The organism is Roseovarius sp. A46, from assembly GCF_004126395.1.
Taxonomy (GTDB): domain Bacteria; phylum Pseudomonadota; class Alphaproteobacteria; order Rhodobacterales; family Rhodobacteraceae; genus Roseovarius; species Roseovarius nitratireducens.
Window position 1 is genome coordinate 1 of record NZ_PVWS01000027.1, and the last position, 24,474, is coordinate 24,474.

Consider the following 24,474-nt stretch of genomic DNA (forward strand, 5'->3'; position numbering starts at 1 on the left):
TCGTCCCACAAGGTGCAACGGGAGTTTCCAGCCATCCGAAAGCGCTACTGGGGCTGCCGGTTTTGGGGGCGAGGGTACTTTTCAACCACTAACGGTGCCATCACCGAAGACATCGTACTTCAGTACCGCGATCGGCGGGGTGAGCACCGCCTCGGGCAACAACAGCACGGCGCTTGGACATGAAAGCGAAGCCTCGGGCGATGGCGCCACGGCGCTTGGCGGGCCCAGTATCGCCTCGGGCCTGCAGAGTACGGCGACGGGTGAGTTCAGCAGCGCCTCGGGCCTGCAGAGCACGGCGACGGGTCAGTTCAGCACCGCCTCGGGCGATTTCAGCACCGCGACCGGGCAGGCGAGCCTTGCTTCGGGGGACGACAGCACGGCAACGGGTCAGTTCAGCACTGCCTCGGGCCTATCCAGCACGGCAACCGGCACGGGCAGTGAAGCCTCCGGTGATTTCAGCACCGCGATGGGAACCGGCAGCGTCGCCTCGGGGCAGGCCAGCCTGGCCTCTGGCGTGGACAGCGTCGCCTCTGGCCTGCAGAGCACGGCCACGGGCGAGTTCAGCACCGCGACCGGGCAGGCGAGCCTCGCTTCGGGGGACGGCAGTACGGCGACCGGCCAGTTCAGCACGGCCTCTGGAGAGGATAGCACGGCGCTTGGACAGGGCGCGCAGGCGACCCATGCCAACGCGATGGCGCTGGGTGCGGGGGCACAGACCACGGCAGCCAACCAGGTGGTCATCGGCGGCGCCACCAATACTTACACGACACCTGGCATCACCTCGGCGGCCAGCCGTGCGGCACAAACCGGGGCGGTGGAACTCGTGACATCGGACGCGCAAGGCAACCTCGCCACCGACGGCGGCGCGACCGCTGCGGCGATCCGCGGCCTCAATGGCGACGTCCGCGAGAACCGCGACGGGGTGGCGATGGCGCTGGCCATGCAGTCGCCATCGCTTGCCGGGGCGGAGAACTTCGCCCTGTCTGGAGGCTTTGGCACCTATGCAGGCGGCAGCGCCTTCGCAGCGACGGGCGCGGTGCGGATATCGCCCAATGCGCAGTTTGACGGTGGCATCGGCGTCGGCTTTCGCGAGAACCGTGTTGGCGGCCGGATCGGCGTGACGTTCAAATGGTGACTTGGCTGCGGGTGGCGGCGCGCGCGGTGCTGTTGAGCGCTGTGCTTGCCGCGCACGCGACCGCCCAGACCACGCCACCGTCCAAGGGAGAGGTGGCACGGCTGGTTTGGACGACGCTGATCGCGCTCGATCACGCCAACCGGACCGGTAATTACACGGTGCTGCGCGATCTTTCTGCACCCGGGTTCCGCGCCGCCAATGACGCGGCGCGACTGGCCGGCGTGTTCGCGCGCACCCGCGACCTGCCGCTTGGGCGGGTGGTGCTCTACGCGCCGCAAATGGCCGTGCCGCCCGAGATCGTCGAGGACGGTGCATTGCGCCTGCGTGGGCGCATCCCGATGCGCCCCGAGGCGGTGCTGTTTGACATGCTGTTCGCGCAGCAGGGCGTGGACTGGCGGCTCCTGGGCCTGTCAGTGGGGCGCGGGGAGCCGTCGGTGCCCGAGGAGAGTGGCGAGGCGCGCGAGTAACACGCGCCTGCCCTGGTCGTCACTCTTGCGCGGTGGCGTAGGCGGCTTCGCGCTCGGACGGATCGCGAGGTTCGCGCGGGGGCCGTCCGATCACCTCCTTGAGGTCGTCGAGTTCGATGAAATTGTCGGCCTGGCGGCGCAGGTCGTCAGAGATCATCGGCGGCTGGCTGCGGATGGTCGATACCACCGAGACACGCACACCCTGTCGTTGCAGGCTCTCAACCAGCGGTCGGAAATCTCCGTCGCCCGAGAACAGCACGATGTGATCGACGCGCGGCGCAAGCTCCATCGCGTCGACGGCGAGCTCGATATCCATGTTGCCCTTGACCTTGCGACGGCCCTGGCTGTCGGTGTATTCCTTCGCTGGCTTGGTCACCATCGAATAGCCATTGTAATGCAGCCAATCAACGAGGGGGCGAATCGGCGAATACTCGTCATTGTCGAGAAGCGCGGTGTAGTAGAATGCGCGCAGAAGCTTGCCCCGGCGCATGAATTCGTTGCGCAGCAGCTTGTAGTCGATGTCGAACCCGAGAGCCTTGCCGGCGGCGTAAAGATTCGAGCCGTCGATGAACAAGGCCAGACGATCATCCTTGTAAAACATCGTGGAATATCCTTTCAAATCGATCCGGATTGCCTGTGGATGAGTGAGTGTGTGAGTGGTGCGGCAAGCCGGATGTAGCGGAAGAGTTAATCGGTGACCTTGCTGGCTTCAAGTGAGTGGCACGTCACAAAAGGATAGGTTTGTGATGACGTCGGATCAACTGTGCTTGATCGCGCTGGGCGCAAACTTGCCGTTGCGCGATGGGGACCGCGAGGGCGGGCCGGCAGCAACGCTTGATGCCGCAGTGAAACGCCTGGAGATCATGGCAGGAACGCAGGCCGCGGTGAGCGCGTTCTACCGCACGCCGGCCTTTCCGCCGGGGTCGGGACCGGATTTCGTCAATGCTGCTGCCGCGCTACGCATCGCAGGCACGCCCGAGGCCGTGCTCGCGCAACTGCACGCGGTCGAGGCGGAATTCGGACGCGACCGTGCCGCGCGCTGGGCCACGCGCTGGGGCGCGCGCACGCTCGACCTCGATCTGCTGGCCATCGGTGCGCGAGTCCTGCCGGATGCCGGAACGCACGGGCGCTGGCGCGCGCTTGGACCTCTGGAAGCGCAGGGGCAGGCCCCCGACCGGCTCATCCTTCCACATCCGCGGATGCAGGAGCGGGCTTTCGTGCTGGTGCCGCTGGCGGATGTGGCCCCTGACTGGCGTCATCCGATCCTCGGGCAAACAGTACGCGAGATGCTCTCGGCTCTGCCCGAGGCGGCGCGCGCCGAGGTCGTGGCGCTGCCGAATCGGTGCTTGTAAATCCCGGCCCGACGCCTTAAATACCGGGCTTCTGATCGAAATGCCCGAGAACTGCCGGAGGTCGCATGGCCCGCGTAACCACAGAAGACTGCGTCGACAAGGTCCCGAACCGATTCGAGCTGGTGATGCTCGCTGCTCACCGGGCGCGCGAGATCGCTGCCGGCGCCCCGCTCACGGTGGATCGCGACAACGACAAGAATCCTGTCGTGGCGCTGCGCGAAATCGCGGACGAGACGCAATCGGCTGGGGATCTGCGCGAGCGGCTCATCGAATCCCACCAGACCCAGATCGAGGTGGACGAGCCCGAAGAGGACACGATGGCGCTTATGATGGGGGCGGAAGCCGACCAGCCGGAGCCGGACGACATGTCCGAGGAAAAGCTGCTGCGCGCCCTGATGGAAGCGCAGGGCGAGGGCTGAGGCTCGTCGCAACCGCCAAGGGACCGGGGCGTGCCACCAGATGATCGCCGTCGATGACCTGATCTCGCTGGTGCGCCATTACAATCCGAAGACGGACGAGGCCCTCATCCGCGACGCCTATGCGTTTGGCCGCGAGATGCATGAGGGTCAGTCGCGGCATTCGGGCGAGCCCTATTTCACCCATCCCGTCGCGGTCGCCGCGATCCTGACGGAACAGCGGCTGGATGACGCGACCATCGTCACCGCGCTTTTGCACGACACGGTCGAGGATACTAAGGCGTCCTACCGCACGGTGGAAGAGCGGTTCGGCACCGAGATCGCCGAGCTGGTCGATGGCGTGACCAAGCTGACCAACCTGCAACTGTCGAGCTCCGAAACCAAGCAGGCGGAGAATTTCCGCAAGCTGTTCATGGCCATGTCGCGCGATCTGCGGGTGATCCTGGTGAAGCTCGCCGACCGCCTCCACAACATGCGCACGATCAAGGCGATGCGCCCTGACAAGCAGGCGCAGAAGGCGCGCGAAACGATGGACATCTACGCGCCGCTCGCGGGGCGCATGGGGATGCAGTGGATGCGCGAGGAACTCGAGGATCTCGCGTTCCGCGTGCTCAACCCCGAGGCGCGCGCCTCGATCATCCGCCGCTTCATCACGCTTCAGCGCGAGACCGGCGACGTGGTCGAGCGAATCACCGGCGACATGCGCCTTGAGTTCGATCGTGCGGGGATCGCGGCGGAGGTGTTCGGGCGCGCCAAGAAGCCCTATTCGATCTGGCGAAAGATGCAGGAAAAGCAGATGGGCTTTTCGCGCCTGTCCGACATTTACGGCTTTCGTATCATCACCGGGTCCGAGGCCGATTGTTACGCGGTCCTGGGCGTGATTCATCGCCGCTGGCGCGCGGTGCCGGGGCGGTTCAAGGACTACATCAGCCAGCCAAAATCCAACGGATACCGTTCGATCCACACGACTGTGTCGGGGCGGGACGGCAAGCGGGTGGAGGTGCAGATCCGCACTCAGGCGATGCATGACGTGGCCGAGACGGGGGTCGCGGCGCACTGGTCCTATCGCGACGGGGTGCGCGCCGAGAACCCCTTTGCCGTCGATCCCGCGCGCTGGATCTCGGCGATGAACGAACAGTTCGACGCCGAGGAGGATCACGAGGATTTCCTCGAGGCGGTCAAGCTCGAGATGTATGCCGACAAGGTGTTCTGTTTCACCCCCAAGGGCGATGTCATCAAGCTGCCGCGCGGGGCCACGCCGATAGATTTCGCCTATGCCATCCACACACGGATCGGGCATGCCTGCGTGGGGGCCAAGGTGGACGGGATGCGTGTGCCGCTCTGGACGCGGATCAAGAATGGGCAATCGGTCGAGATCATTACAGCGGGCGGGCAGATGCCGCAGGCCGCGTGGCTCGACATTGCCACCACCGGCAAGGCGCGCGCGGCCATTCGCCGGGCACTGCGTGAGCTGGACCGCGACCGCTATGTCAAGCTGGGCCGCGAGCTTGCGCGCTCGGCCTTCGAGCACGTGGGCAAGCGCGCCACAGACAAGGCGCTGGAGGCTGCGGCACGCACGCTGCGGCTCAAGGATGCCGACGAGGTGCGCGCACGTCTGGGCAGCGCCGAGTTGACCGCGCAGCAGGTGCTACGCGCGGTTTATCCCGATCTCGCCCCCGCGGGCGAGGCCGAGGTGGCGCGCGACCGGGCGGTGATCGGCCTGCGCGCCGACCAGGGATTTGCCCGCGCCCGCTGTTGCCAGCCGCTGCCAGGCGAGCGTATCGTCGGCATCACCCATCGCGGGCAGGGCGTGGTGATCCACGCCATAGATTGCGAGACACTGTCGCGCTACGATCAGCAGCCCGAGCGCTGGCTCGACCTGCATTGGCACACCGGCAAGCATCCGGCGGCCTATGCCGTAACGCTCGACCTGACCATCGGCAACGATGCGGGCGTGCTGGGGCGGATTTGCACCTTGATAGGCGAGCAGAAGGCCAATATCTCGGATTTGACATTCGTCGACCGGAAACCAGATTTTTACCGATTGCTGATCGATGTCGAGTTGCGCGATGCCGAGCATCTGCACAGCGTCCTGTCGGCGCTCGACGCCGAGGCGGACGTTGCCGCCGTGGAACGCTATCGCGATCCGTCCCGCTCGGGGGACAAGCGCGAGGAGCCGTAGGCGTGATTTTCAGACGCCGAGACCGTAGGCCGTGGTGGCGCATCGTGGCAGATTTTCTCTGGCCGCGCGGCGGCTGGGCGCGCGCCTTCACCTATGTAAAGCACCGGCTGCACCGGCTGCCAGACCCGCCGGAGCGCATCGCGCGGGGTATCTTTGCGGGGGTCTTCACCACCTTCACGCCGTTCTACGGGCTGCATTTCTTCATTGCCGCCGCGATTGCGTTGGTGGTGCGCGGTAACATTCCGGCGGCTCTTCTGGCGACGTTCTTCGGCAACCCGCTGACCTATCTGCCGATCGGTGTCGTGTCGTTGCAGACGGGGCATGTCATCCTCGGGCGCCACACCCCCCATGAAGACGAGATCAGCCGCTCGCTCGGCGGCAAGTTTCTCGATGCAGGCGAGGATCTCAGGCACAATCTTGTCGCGGTGTTCACGGACGAGCAGGCTGATTGGCACGGGCTCGGCATCTTTTATGACGAGGTGTTTTTTCCCTACATGATCGGGGGTATCGTGCCGGGTATCGTGGCCGGGCTCGCCGCATATTACATCAGCTTGCCAGTGGTCGCCGCCTATCAAAAGCGACGCCGGGGCGTGCTCAAGGCCAAGTGGGAGGCGCTCCGTGAAAAACGGGCGGCCAAGGAAAAGATGGCGGACGAGGCTGACGAGAACCACGAGGCAGACCAGGATGGACCGGGCGCGATACGAGATGAAGGAAACGACCGATGACGGCTGAGACAGAACTGCGCCTTGGCGTGAACATCGACCACGTCGCCACCGTGCGCAACGCGCGGGGGGGGGGCTACCCCGACCCGCTGCGCGCCGCACGCATCGCCGAGGAGGCGGGCGCTGACGGGATCACCGCGCATCTGCGCGAGGACCGTCGCCACATCTCGGACGCCGATATCGACGGGCTGATGGCGGTGCTGACGGTGCCGCTCAACTTCGAGATGGCGGCGACCGCCGAGATGCAGAAGATTGCCCTGCGTCACAAGCCCCACGCCGTATGTCTGGTGCCCGAAAAGCGCGAGGAACGCACCACCGAGGGCGGGCTGGAGGTGGCACGCGAGGAGAACCGGCTGGCGCATTACATAGCGCCGCTGCGCGAGGCGGGCTGCCGGGTGTCCATTTTCATCGCCGCGGACAAGCGCCAGATCGACGCCGCCCATCGGATCGGCGCAGAGGTGATCGAGCTGCATACCGGCGCCTATTGCGACGCCCATGCCGAAGGCGATATCACCACCCGCGACCGCGAGTTGGAGGGGCTGCGCGAGATGGCCAGCTATGCCCATTCGCTGGGGCTGGAGGTGCATGCCGGGCACGGGCTGACCTATGACACGGTGCAGCCGGTGGCGGCATTGCCGGAGGTGAGGGAGCTGAATATCGGCCATTTCATCATTGGCGAGGCGATATTCATGGGGCTGCAACCGGCCATCGCCGAGATGCGCCGCCTTATGGACGAGGCGCGGGGGTGATCCTCGGCATCGGCACGGATCTCGCGAATATCGACCGGATCGCCGGCACGCTGGAGCGGTTCGGCGACCGGTTCCGTAACCGCGTCTTTACCGAGATCGAGCAAGCCAAGGCTGAGCGCCGCGCCGATGTGGCGGGCACCTATGCCAAGAGATGGGCCGCCAAGGAGGCGTGTTCCAAGGCGCTCGGCACAGGGCTGCGCATGGGGATCGCTTGGAAGGATATGGCCGTCAGCAATCTGGCGACAGGGCAGCCGGTGATGCATGTTACAGGTTGGGCTGCCGACCGGCTGGCCGAGATGACGCCCGAGGGGCACGAGGCGATCATCCACGTCACGCTGACCGACGATCACCCCTGGGCTCAGGCTTTCGTGGTGATCGAGGCGCGCCCGATCGTGCCCGCGCCTTGACACCCCGGCCCACGCGCCGCATGAAGCGCCGGACCACAGGCACCCCCGCGGAGACAGGCATGGCATCCGAGACCCAGAAAGGCAGCTCCATCTGGGAGACGGTCAAGACCGTTTTCTGGGCGCTGGTGATTGCAGGCATCTTCCGCACCCTGTTCTTTCAGCCCTTCTGGATCCCGTCCGGGTCGATGAAGGATACGCTGCTCATTGGTGATTTCCTCTTCGTCAACAAGATGGCCTATGGCTATTCCTACGCCTCCTGCCCGTCGATCCGGCTGGGCGGGCTCGATATCGACGCGCGCGACATCTGCGGCTGGCTCGACGGTGACAACACCCGCATCCTCGGCGGCGAGCCCGAGCGTGGCGACATCATCGTGTTCCGTCACCCGGTGGACGGCACCGATTTCATCAAGCGGCTGATCGGGCTTCCCGGCGACCGGATCCAGATGAAGGGCGGGTTGCTGCACCTCAACGGTGAACCCGTGGAGATCGAGCCGGCGGGGGAATTCGTCGAGAAATTTTCACCGCAGGGGCCGATGCGCATCCGCCCGCGCTGTGCCAATGGCGTCGTTGGGCTGGGTGCGGACTGTATCAAGGAGCGCTATATCGAGACGCTGCCCGGCGGGCGCAGCCACGCGATTCTCGACATCGGTCCGCAACGCGCTGACAATACAGGCGTGTTCACGGTGCCGGAGGGGCATTACTTTTTCATGGGCGACAACCGCGACAATTCCACCGATTCGCGCTTTCCCCAGGCGGTGGGGGGCGTGGGTTTTGTGCCATATGAAAACCTCATCGGACGTGCAAACCGCGTGATCTTTTCCTCGGCGGGGCGGTCGATGCTGTTTTTCTGGACATGGCGCGGGGATCGCTTTTTCGAGGGGCTGGAGTGAAGCTTTCGGGCGAGATGCGGGACTTCGCGGCGCGGCTCGGGCATGATTTCGCCCGCCCCGCGCTTCTGATCGAGGCGCTCACCCATTCCTCGATTTCTTCGCCGGGTCGCACCGACAACCAGCGGCTGGAATTCCTCGGCGACCGGGTGCTGGGCCTCGTGATGGCCGAGGCCCTGCTGGAGGCGGATCGTGCCGCCGCCGAAGGCCAGCTAGCGCCGCGTTTCAATGCGCTTGTGCGCAAGGAGACGTGTGCGGCTGTGGCGCGCGAGGTCAACCTTGGAGAGGTGCTCAAGCTGGGCCGGTCCGAGATGCTCTCGGGTGGGCGCCGCAAGGAGGCGCTGCTCGGTGACGCGATGGAGGCGGTGATCGCGGCGGTTTATGTCGATGGGGGCTACGAGGCCGCGCGTGACGTGGTCCTGCGCCTTTGGGGCGCGCGGATCGCGACCGTGGAGGCGGATGCGCGCGACCCCAAGACCAGCCTCCAGGAATGGGCGCAGGCGCGCGGGCTACCGCCGCCCGCCTATGTCGAGACGGGCCGCTCGGGCCCCGATCACGCGCCTAAATTCACTATAGAGGTTCGGCTTGCCACGGGCGAGAGCGCGGTGGCCACCGCCGGATCAAAGCGGCAGGCCGAACAGGCGGCGGCGGGTGCCTTGCTGGCGCGATTGGAGACAGGAACATGACCACCACCCGCGCCGGATTCGTCGCGTTGATCGGAGAGCCCAATGCGGGCAAGTCCACGCTGCTCAATCGGATGGTGGGGGCCAAGGTCAGCATCGTCACCCACAAGGTGCAGACCACCCGCGCGCGCATCCGCGGTGTCGCGATGGAGGGTGACAGCCAGCTCGTGTTCGTGGATACGCCGGGTCTCTTTCAGCCGCGCCGCAGGCTCGACCGGGCGATGGTCGCCGCCGCGTGGGGGGGCGCGGCGGATGCCGATATCGTGGTGCTTCTGATCGAGGCGCATCGCGGGATTACCGAGGGCGTCGAGCGTATCCTCGAGGGGCTGAGCGAGATTGCCAAGGGCCGCAGAATTGCCCTTGCGATCAATAAGATAGATCGGGTCCAGGCCCCCGTCCTGCTGGCACTCACCAAGGATATGAATGACCGGTTCGCCTTTGAGCGGACGTTCCTGATCTCTGCTGAGAAGGGGCATGGCGTGGGCGATCTGCGCGCGTGGCTGGCGGGCGAGGTGCCCGAGGGGCCGTGGCTCTACCCCGAGGACCAGATCGCCGATCTGCCGATGCGGATGATCGCCGCCGAGATGACACGGGAGAAGCTGACGCTGCGGCTGCACCAGGAATTGCCCTATCAATTGACCGTCGAGACCGAGCATTGGGAAGAGCGCGAGGACGGGTCGGCGCGGGTGGACCAGGTGATCTACGTGATGCGCGACGGGCACAAGGGGATCGTGCTGGGCCATCGTGGTGAGACGATCAAGGCTGTTTCCAAGGCCGCGCGCGAGGAGCTGGAGGCGTTCATGGGGCGGCGTATCCATTTGTTCTTGCAGGTAAAAGTTAGATCCGGCTGGATGGACGAGTCCGAGCGCTATTCCGAGATGGGGCTGGATTTCAAGGACGGGAACTGAGGGCCGTGGCCCGGCTGACCGCACGGTTCTGGATCGACGCCTACCTCGCGCGGTTGCGGCTGGCGGATATCCCTGCATTCGTGGTGGCGCATGGCGATGATACGGCTGGCGCGGTACTGGTCAAGCTCAACACGCTGGATGGAAAAGCAAAGCTTTTTCAAAGGACTATAGACCTTATGACGGGCGACAGGGCGTGGGTTACCCTGGCCGAAGGGGACGAGGCGGACGTGGATGCGGTGGTCGTTCGGCAGCGGGGTTTCGATCCGGACCTGTGGGTGGTCGAGGTCGAGGATCGGGCGGGGCGGCACTTGCTCGACTCGGACGGGCTGGGGGGGTAGCATCCGACCATGGAGTGGCGCGATCAGGGCATATTGCTGGGTAGCCGACACCACGGGGAAACCTCTGTTATCATTGAAGTATTCACGCCGGAGCATGGGCGGCACGCGGGCGTGGTGCGGGGCGGGGCGTCGCGCAGGATGGCGCCGGTGCTGCAAACCGGCGCGCAAGTGGACGTGGAATGGCGCGCGCGGCTTGAGGATCACCTCGGGACGTTTCGGGTTGAGCCTTTGAAATCAAGAGCTTGGGTGATGGGGGACCGGCTCGCGCTGGCCGGGCTGAACGCGGTCTGCGCGCTGTTGCGCTTTACCCTGCCCGAGCGCGAGGCGCATGGAAAATTGTACCGTAAAAGCATGATTTTACTTGATCTTCTGGATCAGCCTGACATATGGCCGCTGGCCTATCTCAACTGGGAGATGGCGCTTCTGGAGGAAATGGGCTTTGGTCTTGACCTGCGGCGCTGTGCGGTGATGGGAGAAAAAGCCAATGATCTCAGTTACATATCCCCAAAGACCGGGCGCGCGGTGTCGCGGGCGGGGGCGGGGGACTGGGCCGACCGTTTGTTGCCGCTGCCGCCCTGCCTGCTGGGAGACGGCCCCGCGCCCGACACAGAGATCGTGCAAGGCCTTGATGTGACGGGACATTTCCTGCGCCATCACCTCGCGCCGCACCTCGGCGACAAGCCATTGCCCGATGCCCGTTCGCGGCTGGTCGATCTGGTGACGGCGCGGGCGGGCGCGGGGTGAACCTGTAGGTTCAGGCGACGAACCGCAAGGTTCAAAGGGGCACCGTGCGGTGCCCCGCTCAGCGGACCGTCACGACGGTGCATTCGGCGTGGTTGTTGACCTTCTGCGCGACGCTGCCCGCGAGCAGCGAGCGGACGCGCCCGAGTCCGCGATGCCCCATGACGATCATGTCGGCCCCGGCCTTTTCGGCCATGTCGAGGATGCCGTCGGCGGGGTCATCATCGGCGGTCAGGGTGTCGACCTGCTTGGCCCCCGCAGCGCGGGCGCGGTCGGCGGCGCGGTTGACGATCTCGTCGCCCATGAGGGTGATCACGCGCACCATGTCCGAGGACGGTCGCGAGGTGGCGAAGAGATCGCCGCCGCCCGCGCCGCTGAGGATGTTGAAGTCGACCTGCTGGGTCTTCTGGACCGATTCCACGATATGCTCGACCTCGGCCATGCGGGCGAGTTCGCGCGAGGGGCGGCCGAATTGCAGGACGTGGCCGACGGTGAGCGGCACGTCGAATTTGGCCGCGAGTTCGGCTGCGAGGTCGATGGCCTTGTTCGCGGTGTCCGATCCGTCGGTCGCGACGAGGATATGGGTCTTCATGGCTGGTTCCCTCCCGTTTGTGGTGCGGGGCCGGGCGTGTGATGCGCGACTCCTTGCGGGGAGAACCTAACCTGTCCGGGGGGCGGTGGCATTGATCGCGATCAAGGTGGGGGCGTTTGGCCCGGCTCAGCGCGCGCCCGCCCCTATTGCGCCGCGCGGAACACCATCTCGCGGCCCGAGTCGTTCGAAAGGATGAGTGTGTCGCCCGCGATCTCGGCCAGCGTCATGTTCTCTAGCGCGCGCAGGTAGCGGGTCTCGGCCTCGAGATCGGGGCAGGCGCGCCTGGTGGCGGTGATGCGCTCGGCGGAGAACCACGGGTAGGGCACGCTCTGTTGCCCCGAGTAGCGGTTGCACGGGGCCTCGCCGGCGAGCGTGCCCTCTTCGGGGAAGGTGAGCGTGGCGCGGGCGGCAAAGGGCGTGCCGTCGATGCTGCGCAGCGTCCATGTCGTACTCTGCCCGCCGTGGCCCGACACCGTCTCGTCCTTGCAGTATCCAAGGAGCGACATGGCGATGATCAGGAGCGCGACGCGCATCGCGATCACCTCAGAGCCAGCACGAGATCGACCAGCGAGCCAATGGCATTGCGGTTGGCGTCCGGTGCGCCGAGCGCCTGCATCCCGATGGCCGCGCCGAGGATGATGCGCGCCATGTCCGGGTTGGCGATGCCGCAGGCCGCGAGCGCCGCACCGAGGTGATCGAGGCGGCAGGCATCGGTCGCGGCCACGGCCTGCGCGGCCTGGGGTTCGGTGGCGGCCCAGGCACGGATCGCCGGTTCGGCGGCCTGCGTGGCGCCTGGGTCGGGTGCGGCGATGGCCTGTGCCGCCGCGCGCAGACGGGCGGCGGCGGGATCGTCGTCGGGGGTGTCGAGCGCGGTCTTGGCCGCCGCCTGCCAAAGAGCGAGCAACGCCGCCGAATAGGCAGGGACATCCGCGAAATGCCAGTAGAACGAGCCCTTGGTGGTGCCAAGGCGGCGCGCCAGCGGCTCGGCCCCGAGGGCACCGGGGCCGCTCTCTGACAGAGCGTCGAGCCCGGCGGTGAGCCAGTCGTCGGGCGTGAGGCGGGGGCGGCGCGCGGCGGTCATGCCCTTTTGCTTAAGCGGTGGGCAGGCACGCGGCAAGGGGCCAGATGGTCACGTCCCGCGCGTGCCGGTGTCACGAAAGCTTTGCACGGATGTTGCACCGTTTTCGCATGGCGCGCCTAGAGAGCGCGCAGGAACCTTGGGGGTGACACGTGCTGACAATTGACGCGCTGACCAAAAAATTCGGCCCAAACACGGCGGTGGACGCGGTGAGCCTGTCGGTGGAACGGCCCGCGATGATCGGGATCATCGGCCGCTCGGGGGCGGGAAAATCCACGTTCCTGCGGATGCTGAACCGGCTGACCGATGCCTCTTCGGGCAAGATCGTCGTCGAGGGGCGGGACGTGACCGCGCTGCGCGGTGCCGACAAGCGCGCGTGGCAGTCGCATTGCGCGATGATCTTTCAGCAGTTCAACCTCGTGCCGCGGATGGACGTGGTCAGCAACGTGCTGCACGGCACGCTCAACCGCCGCTCGACGCTGGCGACGATGTTCAACCTCTATCCCGAGGCCGACATTCACCGCGCCATCGGCATTCTCGACCGGCTCGGCATTGCCGAACATGCGCCGAAACGCGCCGAGGCGCTGAGCGGCGGGCAACAGCAGCGGGTGGCGATCGCCCGCGCGCTGATGCAGGATCCGAAAATCATCCTCGCCGACGAGCCCATCGCCAGCCTCGATCCGATGAACGCGCAGATCGTGATGGACGCGCTGCGGCGGATTCACGAGGAGGACGGGCGCATGGTGATCGCCAACCTGCACACGCTCGATACCGCGCGGCGCTATTGTGACCGGGTGATCGGGATGCTGGCGGGCCGGGTGGTGTTCGACGGCACGCCGGAGCAACTGACAACCGGCGTGGCGCGCGACATTTACGGCGCCGGTGCGAGCTTTTCCGAAGAGGCCACATCGACTGCCATCGAAACGCTGGACCGGGGCACCTTGCGCGCGCTGCGCGAGGCCGAGGCCGCGGTCTGACGACCCCCTGGCCCGCCGGGGGGTGGCGGGCCGTAAACCAAACCGGAGAGAGAGACATGACCAAACTGTTTGCCGCCATCGTGGCCACCACCGCCCTCGTCAGCCCCGCGCTGGCGCAGGACAAGATCGAGGAATTCCGCATCGGCGTGCTGGGCGGAGAGAACGCGCAGGACCGCATGACCTCGAACGAGTGCCTGCGGGAGAAAACCGAGGATCTGCTGGGTGTGCCCACCAGGATATTTACCCCCGCCGATTATGACGGCGTGATCCAGGGCCTGCTGGGTGGCACCATCGACGTGGCGTGGCTGGGCGCATCGGCCTATGCCAAGACCTACCTGACCGATCCGGGTGCGGTCGAGCCGGTGCTGGTCAAGGTCAACACCGACGGCTCCTACGGCTATCATTCCATCGGATTTACCCGCAAGGACACGGGCATCGCCTCGCTGGAGGACATGAAGGGCAAGACCTTTGGTTTCGGCGATCCCAACTCGACCAGCGGCTATCTGATCCCGTCGATCGAGATCCCGCAGGAGGTCGGCGCGAGCATGGAATCGGGTGACTATTTCGGCGAGGTGAAATTCACCGGCGGGCACGAGCAGACCATCGTGGCGGTCGCCAATGGCGATATCGACGCCGGTGTTACCTGGGCCGATGGCCTGGGCGCATGGGAAGACGGCTATAATTCGGGCGCGCTGCGCAAGGCTGCGGATGCGGGGCTCGTGGATATGAACCAGATGGTCGAAATCTGGAAGTCGAAGCCGATCCCGGAAGGCCCGGTCGTGCTGCGCCAGGCGCTGCCCGAGGATGTGAAGCTGAAGGTGACGGGCCTGTGGGCATCGCTCAAGTCCATCGACGCCGATTGTGCCTACGGCGTGCTTCAGGGCGATGCGTTGGGCTTCATGCCGATCACGCATGACGCCTATATCTCGATCATCGAGGCGCGCAAATCCAAGATGTGAGCCCGGTGGGCTGACACCGGCCGGGTCCGCCATGCGCGCGGGCCCGGTCGCATGTGACGGGGGCAGGGCATGAGCGATCTGACGGCAGGACAGGCGGGCGCGGCGCGGGTGGCGGATGTGCAGGGCGCCTACATGGCGATGACCCGGCGCAAGCGTGCCTATGGCTCGGTGATGCTGATCGTGTTCATCGCGCTGATGGTCTCGGGCTTCCAGGTGGCCGATGCGCGCAATGCGGGCGGGTTCTGGGACGGGATCGGCAACATTTTCCAGTTTCCGGGCGAGGTGCTGGCCGAGGCGGGGCAGAAGATCGCCAACCTGCCGGGGCTGATGTGGACATTCCTGCCCTCGCTGATCGAGACGATCAATATCGCGGCGGCCGCGACGCTCTTGGGCGCGATGGGGGCGGTGGTGATCTCGCTGCTGGCGACACGCGGCCTGGCGAAATGGCCGCGGCTGGTGGGGCTGTTTCGCCGGGTGATGGACATCCTGCGCGCGGTGCCCGAGATCGTGATCGCGCTGGTGCTGATCTTCATCCTCGGCGGTGGGCCGGTTCCGGCGATGATCGCCATCGCGCTGCACACGGTGGGCGCGCTGGGCAAGCTTTTCTCGGAAGTGAACGAGAATGCCTCGCTGAAACCGGTGGAGGGGCTGCATTCTGTCGGTGCCACATGGGGGCAGCGCATGTGGCTGGGCGTGATCCCGCAGGTGGCGCCGAATTACCTGAGCTATGCGCTGCTGCGCTTCGAGATCAACATCCGCGCCTCGGCGATCCTCGGCTTCGTGGGCTCGGGCGGGATCGGCTATGACCTGAAGAACGCGTTTAGCTGGGGGCAGGGGCGCTATGACGAGGTGGCGGCGATCTTCCTGCTGCTGTTCGGCACGATCGTGTTCTTCGACCAGGTGTCGAGCCGCTACCGCAACAAGCTGATCGGGGGGGCGTGACCATGACCGTGGCAAGCGAGGCAGGGTTCGACGCGTCTGGCTTCTTTCGGCGCAAGCGGTGGGTGGCCTTTGGTATCCCGGCGGTGATCCTCGCCTATTTCGTCTATATCTTCTTTGCCTTCGACATCCCCGGGCTGGCCGAGCGCGCGCGGATGGACAACGCGCGCATCCTTGTGGCCGACAGCTATAGCTACAAGACGCATGTGACACGCGACAACCGGATGGGCGGTGTGACCATCGCGGTGGAGGGCGAGAACAAGGGCACATGGCCCGAAGGCACAAGCCCCGACTGGGTGACACTGGAAAGCGAGGACCGCACGCGCGTGGGCCTCAAGCACGGCCACGAGGTGGTGATCGACGGCAACACGATGCGCTATGACGTGCCGGGCTATGGCGTGATCGCGGCGGAGGTGTCGCGCAGCAAGGGCGTGGTGCTCGACCTGCCCTCTGAGTCGGTGCCCGGCTGGATCAGCGCCAGCAAGACACGGGTGGACATCACCACCGAGGGCGGGCGCGTGACGTTGACACGCGCGCGCACCGAGGTGATGCGCTATCATTTCGGGTGGGAGCTGTTCTGGTTCACGCTGGACAGCCCCTTCTACGGTAAGAGCTTTGGCGAGTTGGCGGGGCTGGCCTTCTCCGGCGAGCGGGTGGTCGAGGGCAAGAGCAACCTTGCCGCCATCATCCACGACATCTGGAACAACCGGATGTGGCAGCACAAGGATGTGATGTGGGCGATCTTCGAGACCGTCCTGATGGCTTTCCTCGGCACCATGGGGGCGGCGATCGTGGCGCTGCCGCTGGCCTTTGCCGCGGCGCGCAACTTCTCGCCGCTGATGGCGGTGCGGATGGGCGTGCGGCGGGTATTCGATTTCGTACGCGGGGTCGATGCGCTGATCTGGACGATCATTCTCGCGCGCGCCTTCGGTCCGGGGCCGCTGACCGGGGCGCTGGCGATCCTGCTCACCGATACCGGCACCTTTGGCAAGCTGTTTTCCGAGGCGCTGGAGAACGTCGACAAGCGCGAGATCGAGGGGGTGCAATCGACGGGCGCGAAGCCCTTGCAGCGCTACCGTTTCGGCGTGATCCCGCAGATCACGCCGGTGCTGCTGAGCCAGCTTCTCTATTACCTCGAATCGAACACCCGCAGCGCCACCATCATTGGCGCGATCACCGGCGGCGGGATCGGGCTGTTACTCACACAGGCGATGATCACGCAAAAGGACTGGGAAGAGGTGAGCTATTACATCGTGCTCATTCTCATCATGGTGATGGTGATGGATACCGTCTCGGGCTGGTTGCGGCGGCGGCTCATCGCCTCGGATGACAGTGGACATTGAGGCGATGGATTTGGATATTTCGGGCAAGATGAAGCAGGGCCTTGCGCTTCTTCCTGGCAAAAATACCCGCGCCGCAGGCATTCATCTCTGAAGGAGCGCCGCATGCCGAGATTGCAACCCGACGGGGCGGTGATCCATCCCGATTGCGAGATTACCGATTGCGAGTTCGGGGCCTGGACCGAGGTCGGGCGCGGCAGCCGTCTCGCCCATGTGGCGATGGGGGATTATTCCTATTGTGACCGGGTCTGCGATCTCGCCAATGCCGAGATCGGGCGGTTCGCCAATATCGCCAGTTTCGTGCGGGTTGGCGCCACGGATCATCCGCTGGACCGTGCGTCCCTGCATCATTTCCTCTACCGCTCGGCGTCGTATTGGGAGGATGTCGGCGACGATGACGACTGGTTCGCGCGGCGGCGGGCGCGGGTGGCGCGGATCGGGCACGACACCTGGATCGGGCACAACGCGCAGGTCAAGCCCGAGGTGCGCGTGGGCCACGGCGCGGTGGTGGCCGCGGGGGCCGTGGTGACGCGCGACGTGGCGCCCTACACGGTGGTGGCCGGGGTGCCGGCCAAACCGCTGCGCGCGCGGCTCGCGCGCGACCTGGCCGAGCGGATGATCGCGCTGGCGTGGTGGGACTGGGACCATGCGCGGCTGCGCGCGGCGCTGGGGGATTTCCGGGCTCTGACGGCGGAGGCGTTTCTGGACCGCCACGAGCAGGAATAGGGCGGCCGCGGGGGCCGCCCTCTGCGTGCTGAAATCATGCCTGGTATGGGGACGTCGAATGCCCGGTTGATAACGCGGGGCTGTGACAGGGGCATGACGCCGGGGCGGATTTTTCAGTCGTCGGTGACGGTGAGGGTCATCCGGTCGCCCGCGAACCACGTGCGCCCGTACTCGATGGGGGAGCCGTCGGGACCGACATTGACCGAGACCGTGCGCAGGAGCGGCGCGCCGGGGGCGAGGGCGAGGTGCAGCGCCTGCGTGGGGCTGGCGGCGGTCGCGGTAAGGCGGGTGGAGGCGCGGGTATAGTCGGGGATACCCGCCTCGGCGAGTGCCGCGGTGACCGAGTGCAGGCGGGCGAGCGCCTCGGGCAGGCCGGGCAGGCGCACCGCCGGAAAGCAGGAGCGAAAGAGCGCCACCGGCACGCCATCGGCCTGCGAGAGGCCGTCGCAGACATGCACCTGCGCGCCGGGGGCGAGGGCGAGGGCGGCGGCCTCGGCGGTGTCGGCGCTGCGGGTCTCGATGGCGAGGATATCCTTGGCGGGCAGCCTGCCGGCCGCGCGCAGCGCCTCGTGAAAGCGCACGCGGCGGCCCAACGGATATTCGGTCGGGCGGTGGGCAACGAAGACGCCCGCGCCGCGCCGCGTGCGGATCGTGCCCGCCTCTGCCAGGGCGGCGAGGGCGCGGCGCACGGTGTGGCGGTTGACGCCGAAACGGGCGGCGAGCGCGGCCTCGGTGGGCAGACGCGCGCCGGGGCCGTAGCGGCCCTGCGCGATGTCGTCCCTCAGGCTGTCATGGATGCTGCGCCACAGCGCGGTGGGTTTGTCTTTGGGCATGTCACGGAAGTTTCACGGGGTGCGGGCTTGTTGGCGGCCCGGGTTTGCGGTAATGATTTGTCTAGTTGTATAGGAATCTCGACAAATTCGCAAGGTGTCTGTCATGGGCGAAAATTCCGAGCGCAAGGCGTGGATGGGGCTTCTGGCCCGCGCCCCTGCCGATGATCTGGACCGGCTGTGGCGCGCCACGGGGCTGGTGCCCGAACATGAACGGCTGCGCGCGCCCGAGGTGGGCGCGGTGATGGTGCGGGGCCGCGCCGGGGCCGAGGGCGCGGCGTTCAACCTTGGTGAAATGGTGGTGACGCGCTGCGCGGTGCGGCTGGGCGATGGCCGAGTCGGGCATGGCCATGTGCAGGGGCGCGGCAAGGCGCATGCCGAGCAGGCGGCGCTGATCGACGCGCTGATGCAAGGGGGTGAGGCGGTGCGCGTGCGCGAGGGCGTGCTCGACCCGCTGGTGCGTGCCGAGGCGGCGCGGCGGGCCGAGCGGGCGGGCAAGGCGGCGGCGACGAAGGTGGATTTCTTTACGCTGGTGCGGGGAGAGGATTGATGGAGGCGGCAGCCCTTGGTGGCGGTTTTGGCGATGCGCCGGTGGATTCGGCGCGCGCGTTTCGCGCGGTGATGCGGGCGATGGCGCGGCCCGGCACGGTGGAGGCGGTGGCGGGGGCCGCGCCGCCCGCGCCCATGTCTGTCGCGGCGGGGGTGGCGGTGCTGGTGCTGTGCGATCCCGGCACGCCGGTGCACCTGGCGGGCGGACATGACACGCGCGGCTTGCGCGACTGGATCGGCTTTCACACTGGTGCGCCGGTGGTGGCGGAGCGGGGTGCGGCGATGTTCGCGCTGGGGAGGTGGGAGGCGCTGTCGCCGCTCGATGGCTACGCGGTTGGTGAGCCGGAGTTTCCCGACCGGTCGGCCACGCTGATCGTCGAGATGGACCGGCTGGAGCCGTATGGTGCGCGGCTGACGGGGCCGGGGATCAAGGGTGGCGCGGCGCTGTCGCTGCCCGAGGTGGCGGCGTTTCAGGGTAACGCGGCGCGGTTTCCCCTGGGGCTGGATTTCCTGCTCTGCTGCGGCGACCGGCTGGCCGGGCTGCCGCGCAGCAGCCATGTGGAGGCGGGCTGATGTACGTGGCGGTGAAGGGCGGCGAGAAGGCGATCGAGGCGGCGCATGGCTGGCTCGCCGAGGAGCGGCGGGGCGACCCACGGGTGGCGGAATTGAACGTCGCGCAAATCCGGGGGCAGATGAGCCTGGCGGTGGGGCGGGTGATGGCCGAGGGCTCGCTGTATGATCCCGACCTTGCCGCGCTGGCGATCAAGCAGGCGCGGGGCGATCTGATCGAGGCGATTTTCCTCATTCGGGCCTATCGCACGACGCTGCCCCGGTTCGGGGCGTCATTGCCGGTGGAGACGGGCGCGATGCGCTGTGACCGGCGGATTTCGGCGGTGTTCAAGGATGCGCCGGGTGGACAGGTGCTGGGCCCGACGTTTGATTACACGCACCGTTTGCTGGATTTCGCGCTGGCCGCCGAGGGCGAGGCGCCGGAGGCCGCGCGGATGGAGGCGGCGGAAGAGGCGATGCCGCATATCATGGGCTACCTGGACCGCGAGGGCCTGATGGAGCGCGAGGCCGACGGCGCCGACGTGCCGCCGGACATGACGCGGGAGCCGATGGAATTGCCCGCGGACCGCGCGCTCAGGCTTCAGGCGCTGGCGCGGGGCGACGAGGGGTTCCTGCTGGGCCTCGCCTATTCGACGCAGCGCGGCTATGCGCGCAACCACGCCTTCGTGGCCGAGCTGCGCATCGGGGCGGTGGCGGTGGAGATGGAGATCCCCGAGCTGGGATTTGCCATCGAATTGGGCGAGGTGGTGCTGACCGAGTGCGAGACGGTGAACCAGTTCACCGGGTCCAAGACCGAGCCGCCGCAGTTCACGCGCGGCTATGGCCTTGTCTTTGGCCAGACCGAGCGCAAGGCCATCGCCATGGCGCTGGTGGATCGCGCGTTGCGTTGGGGTGAGCTGGGCGAGGAAGACGAGGGCGCGCCCGCGCAGGACGAGGAATTCGTCCTGATGCATTGCGACAATATCCAGGCGACGGGGTTCCTGGAGCATATCAAGCTGCCGCACTACGTGGATTTCCAGAGCGAGCTGGAGCTGGTGCGGAAGTTGCGGGCTCAGGTCACGGCCGCACCGCAGGGGGCCGCGAAATGACCCGGCCCGCAAGCTCATTCACCGGGGGTCTGCCGGTTCGCCGCGTCGTCGTGATTGGCACCGAAGCCCGAATTCGGAAACAGCTCCATGAGTATCTTTCCGATAAGCAGGGCGCTGAACAGCACGGCCAGCGCGATAGTCACCATTGTCATCATCATTTGTCCAATTCCTTCTATGCGTGTGCATCGAAGATGGATTTCTACCCGGAGAAACAGGCAGCAAGATGTTGGAAAGGGACGTTTTCATGAAATTTGAAAGCGAAAATGTGACCGCCTACAACTTTGCCTATCTCGACGAGCAGACCAAGCGGATGATCCGGCGCGCGATCCTGAAGGCGCTGGCCATTCCCGGCTACCAGGTGCCGTTCGCCAGCCGAGAGATGCCGATGCCATACGGGTGGGGCACCGGGGGTGTGCAGGTCTCTGCCGCGTGCCTGATGCCCGAGGATACGCTCAAGGTGATCGACCAGGGGGCGGATGATACGACCAACGCGGTGTCGATCCGCAAGTTTTTTGAGAAGACGGCGGGGGTGGCCACCACCGAGGAGACAGCGCGCGCGAGCGTGATCCAGACCCGGCACCGCATCCCCGAGACGCCGCTCACCGACGAGCAGATCCTCGTCTACCAGGTGCCGATCCCCGAGCCGCTGCGATTCCTGGAGCCGTCGGAGGTGGAGACGCGGAAGATGCATGCGCTGGAGGAATACGGGCTGATGCATGTGAAGCTCTACGAGGATATCAGCCGCCACGGGGCGATCGCCACCGCCTATGCCTACCCGGTGAAGGTGGCGGGGCGCTACGTGATGGACCCGTCGCCGATTCCGAAATTCGACAACCCGAAGCTGGGCGATTGCCCGGCGATCCAGCTTTTCGGAGCGGGGCGCGAGCAGCGTATCTATGCGCTGCCGCCCTGGACGCAGGTGGTGAGCCTGGATTTCGAGGATCACCCGTTCGAGGCGAGCAAGGCAGAGGCGGATTGCGCGCTGTGCGGGGCCGGGGACAGCTATCTCGACGAGGTGATCGTGGATGACGAAGGCGGGCGGATGTTCGTCTGTTCCGACACCGATTATTGCCGCGCGCGGCGCGCGGCGGGGCATGTGGGGGCGCAAGGTGCGCCCGAGGGGGTAGCATGAATGCGCTCTTGCAGGTGCAGGGTATCGCGAAATCCTATGGCGACCGCGTGGGCTGTGCCGACGTGTCGTTCGATCTGTGGCCCGGTGAGGTCATGGGGGTCGTGGGTGAGAGCGGGTCCGGCAAATCGACGCTGCTGGCGTGCCTGTCGGGGCAGATGGCCCCGGATCGGGGCGCGGTGATCTATGACACGCGCGACCGGGGGCCGATGGATGTGCTGGCGATGTCGGAGCCGGAGCGGCGGATGCTGATGCGCACCGACTGGGCGCTGGTGCACCAGACCCCGCGCGACGGGCTGCGCATGGGGGTGAGCGCGGGGGGCAATGTGGGCGAGCGGCTGATGGCCGTGGGCGCGCGGCATTACGGCGATATCCGGGCGCGGGCGGTGGACTGGCTGGGCCGGGTGGAGATCGCGGCGGACCGGGTGGACGATCCGCCCTCGGCGTTTTCGGGCGGGATGCAGCAGCGGCTTCAGATCGCGCGCAACCTGGTGACGGGACCGCGGCTGGTGTTCATGGACGAGCCGACCGGGGGATTGGATGTCAGCGTGCAGGCGCGGCTTCTGGACCTGTTGCGGGGGCTGGTGCGCGAGATGGGCCTGTCGGCGGTGATCGTGACGCATGATTTGGCGGTGGTGCGGCTCTTGGCCGACCGGCTGATGGTGATGAAGGATGGCCGGGTGGTGGAGGCGGGGCTGACCGATCAGGTGCTCGACGATCCGCAGCATGGCTATACGCAGTTGCTGGTGTCGAGCGTGTTGCAGGTGTGAGCGGGTATTTTTACCAAGAAGAAGGAGCATGTCGGTGATCGAGGTCGAGGGTCTGGGCAAGCGGTTCGTCCTGCACAACCAGGGCGGGGCCGTGATCGAGGTGATGGCGGGGGCGCATCTGCGGGTGGGGCGTGGCGAGTGCGTGGCGCTGACCGGTGCCTCGGGCGCGGGCAAATCGACGCTGATGCGGATGATCCACGGCAATTACCGCGCCACCGAGGGACGGATCGAGGTAGCGGGGGTGGACGTGGCCCGCGCCGAGCCGCGCGAGATCATCAAGCTCAGGCGCGAGCGGCTGGGCCATGTCAGCCAGTTCCTGCGGGTGGTGCCGCGGGTGCCCGCGCGCGAGGTGGTGGCCGAGCCGCTGCTGGCGCTGGGCGTGGCCCGCGACGAAGCGCTGGGGCGGGCCGAGGCGCTGCTCAAGCGGCTCAACATCCCCGAGGCGCTGTGGGATTTGAGCCCGACGACCTTTTCGGGTGGCGAGCAGCAGCGGGTGAACATCGCGCGCGGGTTCGTGCATGACTTTCCGGTGCTGTTGCTCGACGAGCCGACGGCGAGCCTCGATCCCGGCAATCGCGAGGTGGTGCTGTCGCTCATCGAGGAGGCCAAGGCGCGCGGGGCCGCGATCCTCGGGATTTTCCACGATGCACAGGCGCGGGCGCGGGTCTGCGATCGCGAGGTGGACGTGGGGGCGTTTACGCCCACGCGCGGTGCGGCATGAGCCGGGGCCGCTTTATCGCCGTGGTGGGGCCGTCGGGCGTGGGCAAGGACACGCTGATGCGGGCGATGGTCGCCGCGCGGCCCGGGCTGCGCCGGGTGCGCCGGGTGATCACGCGGCCCGCCGATCCGGGCGGCGAGGGACACGAGGCGGTGAGCGAGGCGGAATTCGCGATGCGGCTGAAGGAGGGGGGATTCGCGTTGCACTGGCGGGCGCACGGGCTGCGCTATGGTGTGCCGGTGGGGATCGGGCTCGACCTGGCGGGCGGACGCGATCTGCTGGTCAACCTGTCGCGCGGGGCGCTGGCCGAGGCGCAGGGGCGGTTTCAGCCCTTTGCAGTGCTGCACCTGGTGGCCTCGGGCGAGGTGCTGGCCGCGCGGCTGGCGGCGCGGGGGCGCGAGGCGGGCGCGGAGATCGAGGAGCGGCTGGCGGGTGCTGTGCAGCCGCTGCCCGAAGGGGTGGGGCCGGTGATCGAGATCGACACCGATGCGCCGGTGGAGCGGCTGGCGCGGCTGGCGCTGGCCGGGATTTACGCGGTGAGGGCGTGACGATGGATCAGGTGAAAACGGCCCTGCCGATCCTCGCCCATGAGCGAGAGCGCGTCGACCGGGACCGGGCGCGGCAGGAGCGGCGCGAAGTGTTGCGTGAGCGTGGCGCGCAGGGTGGGCAATTCGGATTTCGGGCGCTTGCCGGTGAGGGTGATGTGAAAGCGGAAGCCCGCCATCACGTGGGGATAGCCCCATTGTGCGAGGCGGGAGTCTTGCTCGGGGGTGAGCCCGCCTGCGCGGCGGCGGGTGATCTCGGCCTCGGTGAGGGGCGCGCGGAACGGCTCGAACGCGCGGACGCAGGCGGCGGCGAGGGTGTTGATGGCCGTCTCGTCGCCCTCGGGCAGGAGCGCGAGGAAGCGGCCCAAGGGCGCGATGGCGAGGCCGTCAAGCGTGACCGGCGCGGTGGCGGCGCAGAAGGCGGCGAAGGCGTCGCGCAAGGCCGCCTCGGTCGTGCCGGGGGCAAGGGTGAAGGGCGGCTTCATCGTGGCGTGCAGCCCGTACTTGCGGGGCGCGTCGGTGAGGTCGCTGACCGGCGCGGGCAGGTCGGGGATGTTGGGGTGGGGCACGGTGGTGCCGCGCACGGGATCCCAGCCGAGCCACGCCGCGCCGAAATCGGACAGGGGCCCCGGCGGGGGCGTGACATAGACGGCGTAGCGGGTGAAGGGCATGGGGCT

33 protein-coding genes are annotated in these 24,474 nt (G+C 67.0%); 26 read left to right on the plus strand and 7 right to left on the minus strand.

Features of this window, described 5'->3' with window-relative positions:
* The 3 genes from C6W92_RS13450 to C6W92_RS13460 form a co-directional block, all read left to right on the plus strand.
* Positions 1 to 183, plus strand: a 183-nt coding sequence (locus C6W92_RS13450) for a transposase (protein WP_206735533.1), incomplete at its 5' end; no start/stop codon positions are given.
* Complete coding sequence (locus C6W92_RS17720; protein WP_206735534.1) at positions 140 to 1,135, plus strand: YadA-like family protein; 996 nt, start codon at positions 140 to 142, stop codon at positions 1,133 to 1,135. The genes C6W92_RS13450 and C6W92_RS17720, both read left to right, overlap by 44 nt.
* Entirely contained in the window at positions 1,129 to 1,602 is a 474-nt protein-coding gene (locus tag C6W92_RS13460; protein WP_129434088.1) for a hypothetical protein, read from the plus strand. Before C6W92_RS17720 ends, C6W92_RS13460 begins: the two co-directional genes overlap by 7 nt.
* Positions 1,603 to 1,621: 19 nt before the next feature.
* On the opposite strand, the gene C6W92_RS13465 is transcribed toward C6W92_RS13460, so the two are convergent.
* On the minus strand, positions 1,622 to 2,203 hold the full coding sequence (locus C6W92_RS13465; RefSeq protein WP_104018477.1) for an NYN domain-containing protein: 582 nt from the start codon (positions 2,201 to 2,203) through the stop codon (positions 1,622 to 1,624).
* A gap of 145 nt (positions 2,204 to 2,348) precedes the next feature.
* On the opposite strand from C6W92_RS13465, the gene folK reads away from it, so the two are divergent.
* The 11 genes from folK to recO all read left to right on the plus strand — a co-directional run bounded on the left by folK (position 2,349) and on the right by recO (position 10,990).
* Positions 2,349 to 2,954, plus strand: a complete 606-nt coding sequence (gene folK, locus C6W92_RS13470; protein ID WP_129434090.1) for a 2-amino-4-hydroxy-6-hydroxymethyldihydropteridine diphosphokinase — start codon at positions 2,349 to 2,351, stop codon at positions 2,952 to 2,954.
* 65 nt (positions 2,955 to 3,019) lie between these two features.
* Positions 3,020 to 3,373, plus strand: a complete 354-nt coding sequence (rpoZ, locus tag C6W92_RS13475; protein ID WP_129434094.1) for a DNA-directed RNA polymerase subunit omega — start codon at positions 3,020 to 3,022, stop codon at positions 3,371 to 3,373.
* Between the two features lie 40 nt (positions 3,374 to 3,413).
* Positions 3,414 to 5,552, plus strand: a complete 2,139-nt coding sequence (locus C6W92_RS13480) for a bifunctional (p)ppGpp synthetase/guanosine-3',5'-bis(diphosphate) 3'-pyrophosphohydrolase (protein ID WP_129434096.1) — start codon at positions 3,414 to 3,416, stop codon at positions 5,550 to 5,552.
* Between the two features lie 2 nt (positions 5,553 to 5,554).
* Positions 5,555 to 6,277: a DUF2062 domain-containing protein gene (locus C6W92_RS13485; protein WP_129434098.1), complete on the plus strand. Its 723-nt coding sequence runs from the start codon at positions 5,555 to 5,557 to the stop codon at positions 6,275 to 6,277.
* Positions 6,274 to 7,023, plus strand: a complete 750-nt coding sequence (locus tag C6W92_RS13490) for a pyridoxine 5'-phosphate synthase (RefSeq protein WP_129434100.1) — start codon at positions 6,274 to 6,276, stop codon at positions 7,021 to 7,023. The genes C6W92_RS13485 and C6W92_RS13490 overlap by 4 nt, the downstream gene beginning before the upstream one ends.
* Positions 7,020 to 7,430, plus strand: coding sequence for a holo-ACP synthase (gene acpS / locus C6W92_RS13495; protein ID WP_129434102.1), 411 nt, complete (start codon positions 7,020 to 7,022; stop codon positions 7,428 to 7,430). Before C6W92_RS13490 ends, acpS begins: the two co-directional genes overlap by 4 nt.
* Before the next feature lie 59 nt (positions 7,431 to 7,489).
* On the plus strand, positions 7,490 to 8,320 hold the full coding sequence (lepB, locus tag C6W92_RS13500; RefSeq protein ID WP_129434104.1) for a signal peptidase I: 831 nt from the start codon (positions 7,490 to 7,492) through the stop codon (positions 8,318 to 8,320).
* Positions 8,317 to 9,003 (plus strand): ribonuclease III, encoded by a 687-nt coding sequence (gene rnc, locus C6W92_RS13505; protein WP_129434106.1) that lies wholly within the window; start codon positions 8,317 to 8,319, stop codon positions 9,001 to 9,003. Before lepB ends, rnc begins: the two co-directional genes overlap by 4 nt.
* Positions 9,000 to 9,908 (plus strand): GTPase Era, encoded by a 909-nt coding sequence (gene era, locus C6W92_RS13510; protein ID WP_129434108.1) that lies wholly within the window; start codon positions 9,000 to 9,002, stop codon positions 9,906 to 9,908. Before rnc ends, era begins: the two co-directional genes overlap by 4 nt.
* A gap of 5 nt (positions 9,909 to 9,913) precedes the next feature.
* Positions 9,914 to 10,246 (plus strand): DUF1491 family protein, encoded by a 333-nt coding sequence (locus C6W92_RS13515; protein ID WP_129434110.1) that lies wholly within the window; start codon positions 9,914 to 9,916, stop codon positions 10,244 to 10,246.
* Between the two features lie 9 nt (positions 10,247 to 10,255).
* Positions 10,256 to 10,990, plus strand: coding sequence for a DNA repair protein RecO (recO, locus tag C6W92_RS13520; RefSeq protein ID WP_129434112.1), 735 nt, complete (start codon positions 10,256 to 10,258; stop codon positions 10,988 to 10,990).
* Positions 10,991 to 11,048: 58 nt separating this feature from the next.
* Here the strand turns inward: recO and C6W92_RS13525 are convergent, their stop codons facing one another.
* From C6W92_RS13525 to C6W92_RS13535, 3 genes are all read right to left on the minus strand, one after another.
* Positions 11,049 to 11,579, minus strand: a complete 531-nt coding sequence (locus C6W92_RS13525) for a universal stress protein (RefSeq protein WP_104019265.1) — start codon at positions 11,577 to 11,579, stop codon at positions 11,049 to 11,051.
* 143 nt (positions 11,580 to 11,722) lie between these two features.
* Positions 11,723 to 12,112, minus strand: coding sequence for an META domain-containing protein (locus C6W92_RS13530; RefSeq protein WP_129434114.1), 390 nt, complete (start codon positions 12,110 to 12,112; stop codon positions 11,723 to 11,725).
* A gap of 5 nt (positions 12,113 to 12,117) precedes the next feature.
* Complete coding sequence (locus C6W92_RS13535) at positions 12,118 to 12,660, minus strand: TetR/AcrR family transcriptional regulator (RefSeq protein ID WP_129434116.1); 543 nt, start codon at positions 12,658 to 12,660, stop codon at positions 12,118 to 12,120.
* Between the two features lie 149 nt (positions 12,661 to 12,809).
* Here C6W92_RS13535 and phnC point away from each other — a divergent pair, with 149 nt between their 5' ends.
* The 5 genes from phnC (at position 12,810) to C6W92_RS13560 (ending at position 17,598) form a co-directional block, all read left to right on the plus strand.
* Positions 12,810 to 13,634 carry a phosphonate ABC transporter ATP-binding protein gene (gene phnC / locus C6W92_RS13540; RefSeq protein ID WP_129434118.1) on the plus strand — a complete coding sequence of 275 codons (825 nt, stop codon included), beginning with the start codon at positions 12,810 to 12,812 and terminating at the stop codon, positions 13,632 to 13,634.
* 56 nt (positions 13,635 to 13,690) lie between these two features.
* On the plus strand, positions 13,691 to 14,593 hold the full coding sequence (gene phnD / locus C6W92_RS13545; RefSeq protein ID WP_129434120.1) for a phosphonate ABC transporter substrate-binding protein: 903 nt from the start codon (positions 13,691 to 13,693) through the stop codon (positions 14,591 to 14,593).
* Positions 14,594 to 14,662: 69 nt separating this feature from the next.
* Complete coding sequence (gene phnE, locus C6W92_RS13550) at positions 14,663 to 15,535, plus strand: phosphonate ABC transporter, permease protein PhnE (protein WP_129434122.1); 873 nt, start codon at positions 14,663 to 14,665, stop codon at positions 15,533 to 15,535.
* 2 nt (positions 15,536 to 15,537) lie between these two features.
* Positions 15,538 to 16,875 (plus strand): phosphonate ABC transporter, permease protein PhnE, encoded by a 1,338-nt coding sequence (gene phnE / locus C6W92_RS13555; RefSeq protein ID WP_129434124.1) that lies wholly within the window; start codon positions 15,538 to 15,540, stop codon positions 16,873 to 16,875.
* A gap of 102 nt (positions 16,876 to 16,977) precedes the next feature.
* A complete protein-coding gene (locus C6W92_RS13560; RefSeq protein WP_129434126.1) occupies positions 16,978 to 17,598 on the plus strand; it encodes a chloramphenicol acetyltransferase in 621 nt (206 codons plus the stop codon).
* Positions 17,599 to 17,711: 113 nt separating this feature from the next.
* Here the strand turns inward: C6W92_RS13560 and phnF are convergent, their stop codons facing one another.
* Positions 17,712 to 18,431, minus strand: a complete 720-nt coding sequence (phnF, locus tag C6W92_RS13565; protein ID WP_129434128.1) for a phosphonate metabolism transcriptional regulator PhnF — start codon at positions 18,429 to 18,431, stop codon at positions 17,712 to 17,714.
* A gap of 103 nt (positions 18,432 to 18,534) precedes the next feature.
* On the opposite strand from phnF, the gene phnG reads away from it, so the two are divergent.
* Genes phnG through C6W92_RS13580 form a run of 3 tightly spaced genes read left to right on the plus strand, consistent with a single transcriptional unit; the run spans position 18,535 to position 20,635 of the window.
* A complete protein-coding gene (phnG, locus tag C6W92_RS13570) occupies positions 18,535 to 18,978 on the plus strand; it encodes a phosphonate C-P lyase system protein PhnG (protein ID WP_129434130.1) in 444 nt (147 codons plus the stop codon).
* Entirely contained in the window at positions 18,978 to 19,550 is a 573-nt protein-coding gene (gene phnH / locus C6W92_RS13575; RefSeq protein ID WP_129434132.1) for a phosphonate C-P lyase system protein PhnH, read from the plus strand. Before phnG ends, phnH begins: the two co-directional genes overlap by 1 nt.
* Positions 19,550 to 20,635, plus strand: coding sequence for a carbon-phosphorus lyase complex subunit PhnI (locus C6W92_RS13580; RefSeq protein ID WP_129434134.1), 1,086 nt, complete (start codon positions 19,550 to 19,552; stop codon positions 20,633 to 20,635). The genes phnH and C6W92_RS13580 overlap by 1 nt, the downstream gene beginning before the upstream one ends.
* 14 nt (positions 20,636 to 20,649) lie before the next feature.
* Here C6W92_RS13580 and C6W92_RS17725 read toward each other — a convergent pair whose 3' ends face one another.
* Positions 20,650 to 20,793, minus strand: coding sequence for a hypothetical protein (locus C6W92_RS17725; protein ID WP_164989240.1), 144 nt, complete (start codon positions 20,791 to 20,793; stop codon positions 20,650 to 20,652).
* A 107-nt stretch (positions 20,794 to 20,900) separates the two neighbouring features.
* Here C6W92_RS17725 and C6W92_RS13585 point away from each other — a divergent pair, with 107 nt between their 5' ends.
* Genes C6W92_RS13585 through phnN form a run of 4 tightly spaced genes read left to right on the plus strand, consistent with a single transcriptional unit; the run spans position 20,901 to position 23,800 of the window.
* The gene (locus tag C6W92_RS13585; RefSeq protein WP_129434172.1) at positions 20,901 to 21,767 is read left to right on the plus strand and encodes an alpha-D-ribose 1-methylphosphonate 5-phosphate C-P-lyase PhnJ; all 867 of its coding nucleotides are present in this window, start codon (positions 20,901 to 20,903) and stop codon (positions 21,765 to 21,767) included.
* A complete protein-coding gene (gene phnK, locus C6W92_RS13590; protein ID WP_129434136.1) occupies positions 21,764 to 22,534 on the plus strand; it encodes a phosphonate C-P lyase system protein PhnK in 771 nt (256 codons plus the stop codon). Before C6W92_RS13585 ends, phnK begins: the two co-directional genes overlap by 4 nt.
* Before the next feature lie 34 nt (positions 22,535 to 22,568).
* On the plus strand, positions 22,569 to 23,255 hold the full coding sequence (gene phnL / locus C6W92_RS13595) for a phosphonate C-P lyase system protein PhnL (protein ID WP_129434174.1): 687 nt from the start codon (positions 22,569 to 22,571) through the stop codon (positions 23,253 to 23,255).
* Entirely contained in the window at positions 23,252 to 23,800 is a 549-nt protein-coding gene (gene phnN, locus C6W92_RS13600; protein WP_129434138.1) for a phosphonate metabolism protein/1,5-bisphosphokinase (PRPP-forming) PhnN, read from the plus strand. Before phnL ends, phnN begins: the two co-directional genes overlap by 4 nt.
* Here phnN and C6W92_RS13605 read toward each other — a convergent pair.
* Positions 23,782 to 24,468 (minus strand): DUF1045 domain-containing protein, encoded by a 687-nt coding sequence (locus C6W92_RS13605; RefSeq protein ID WP_129434140.1) that lies wholly within the window; start codon positions 24,466 to 24,468, stop codon positions 23,782 to 23,784. The two genes, phnN and C6W92_RS13605, sit on opposite strands and share 19 nt — an antisense overlap.
* Between the last annotated feature and the right edge of the window lie 6 nt (positions 24,469 to 24,474).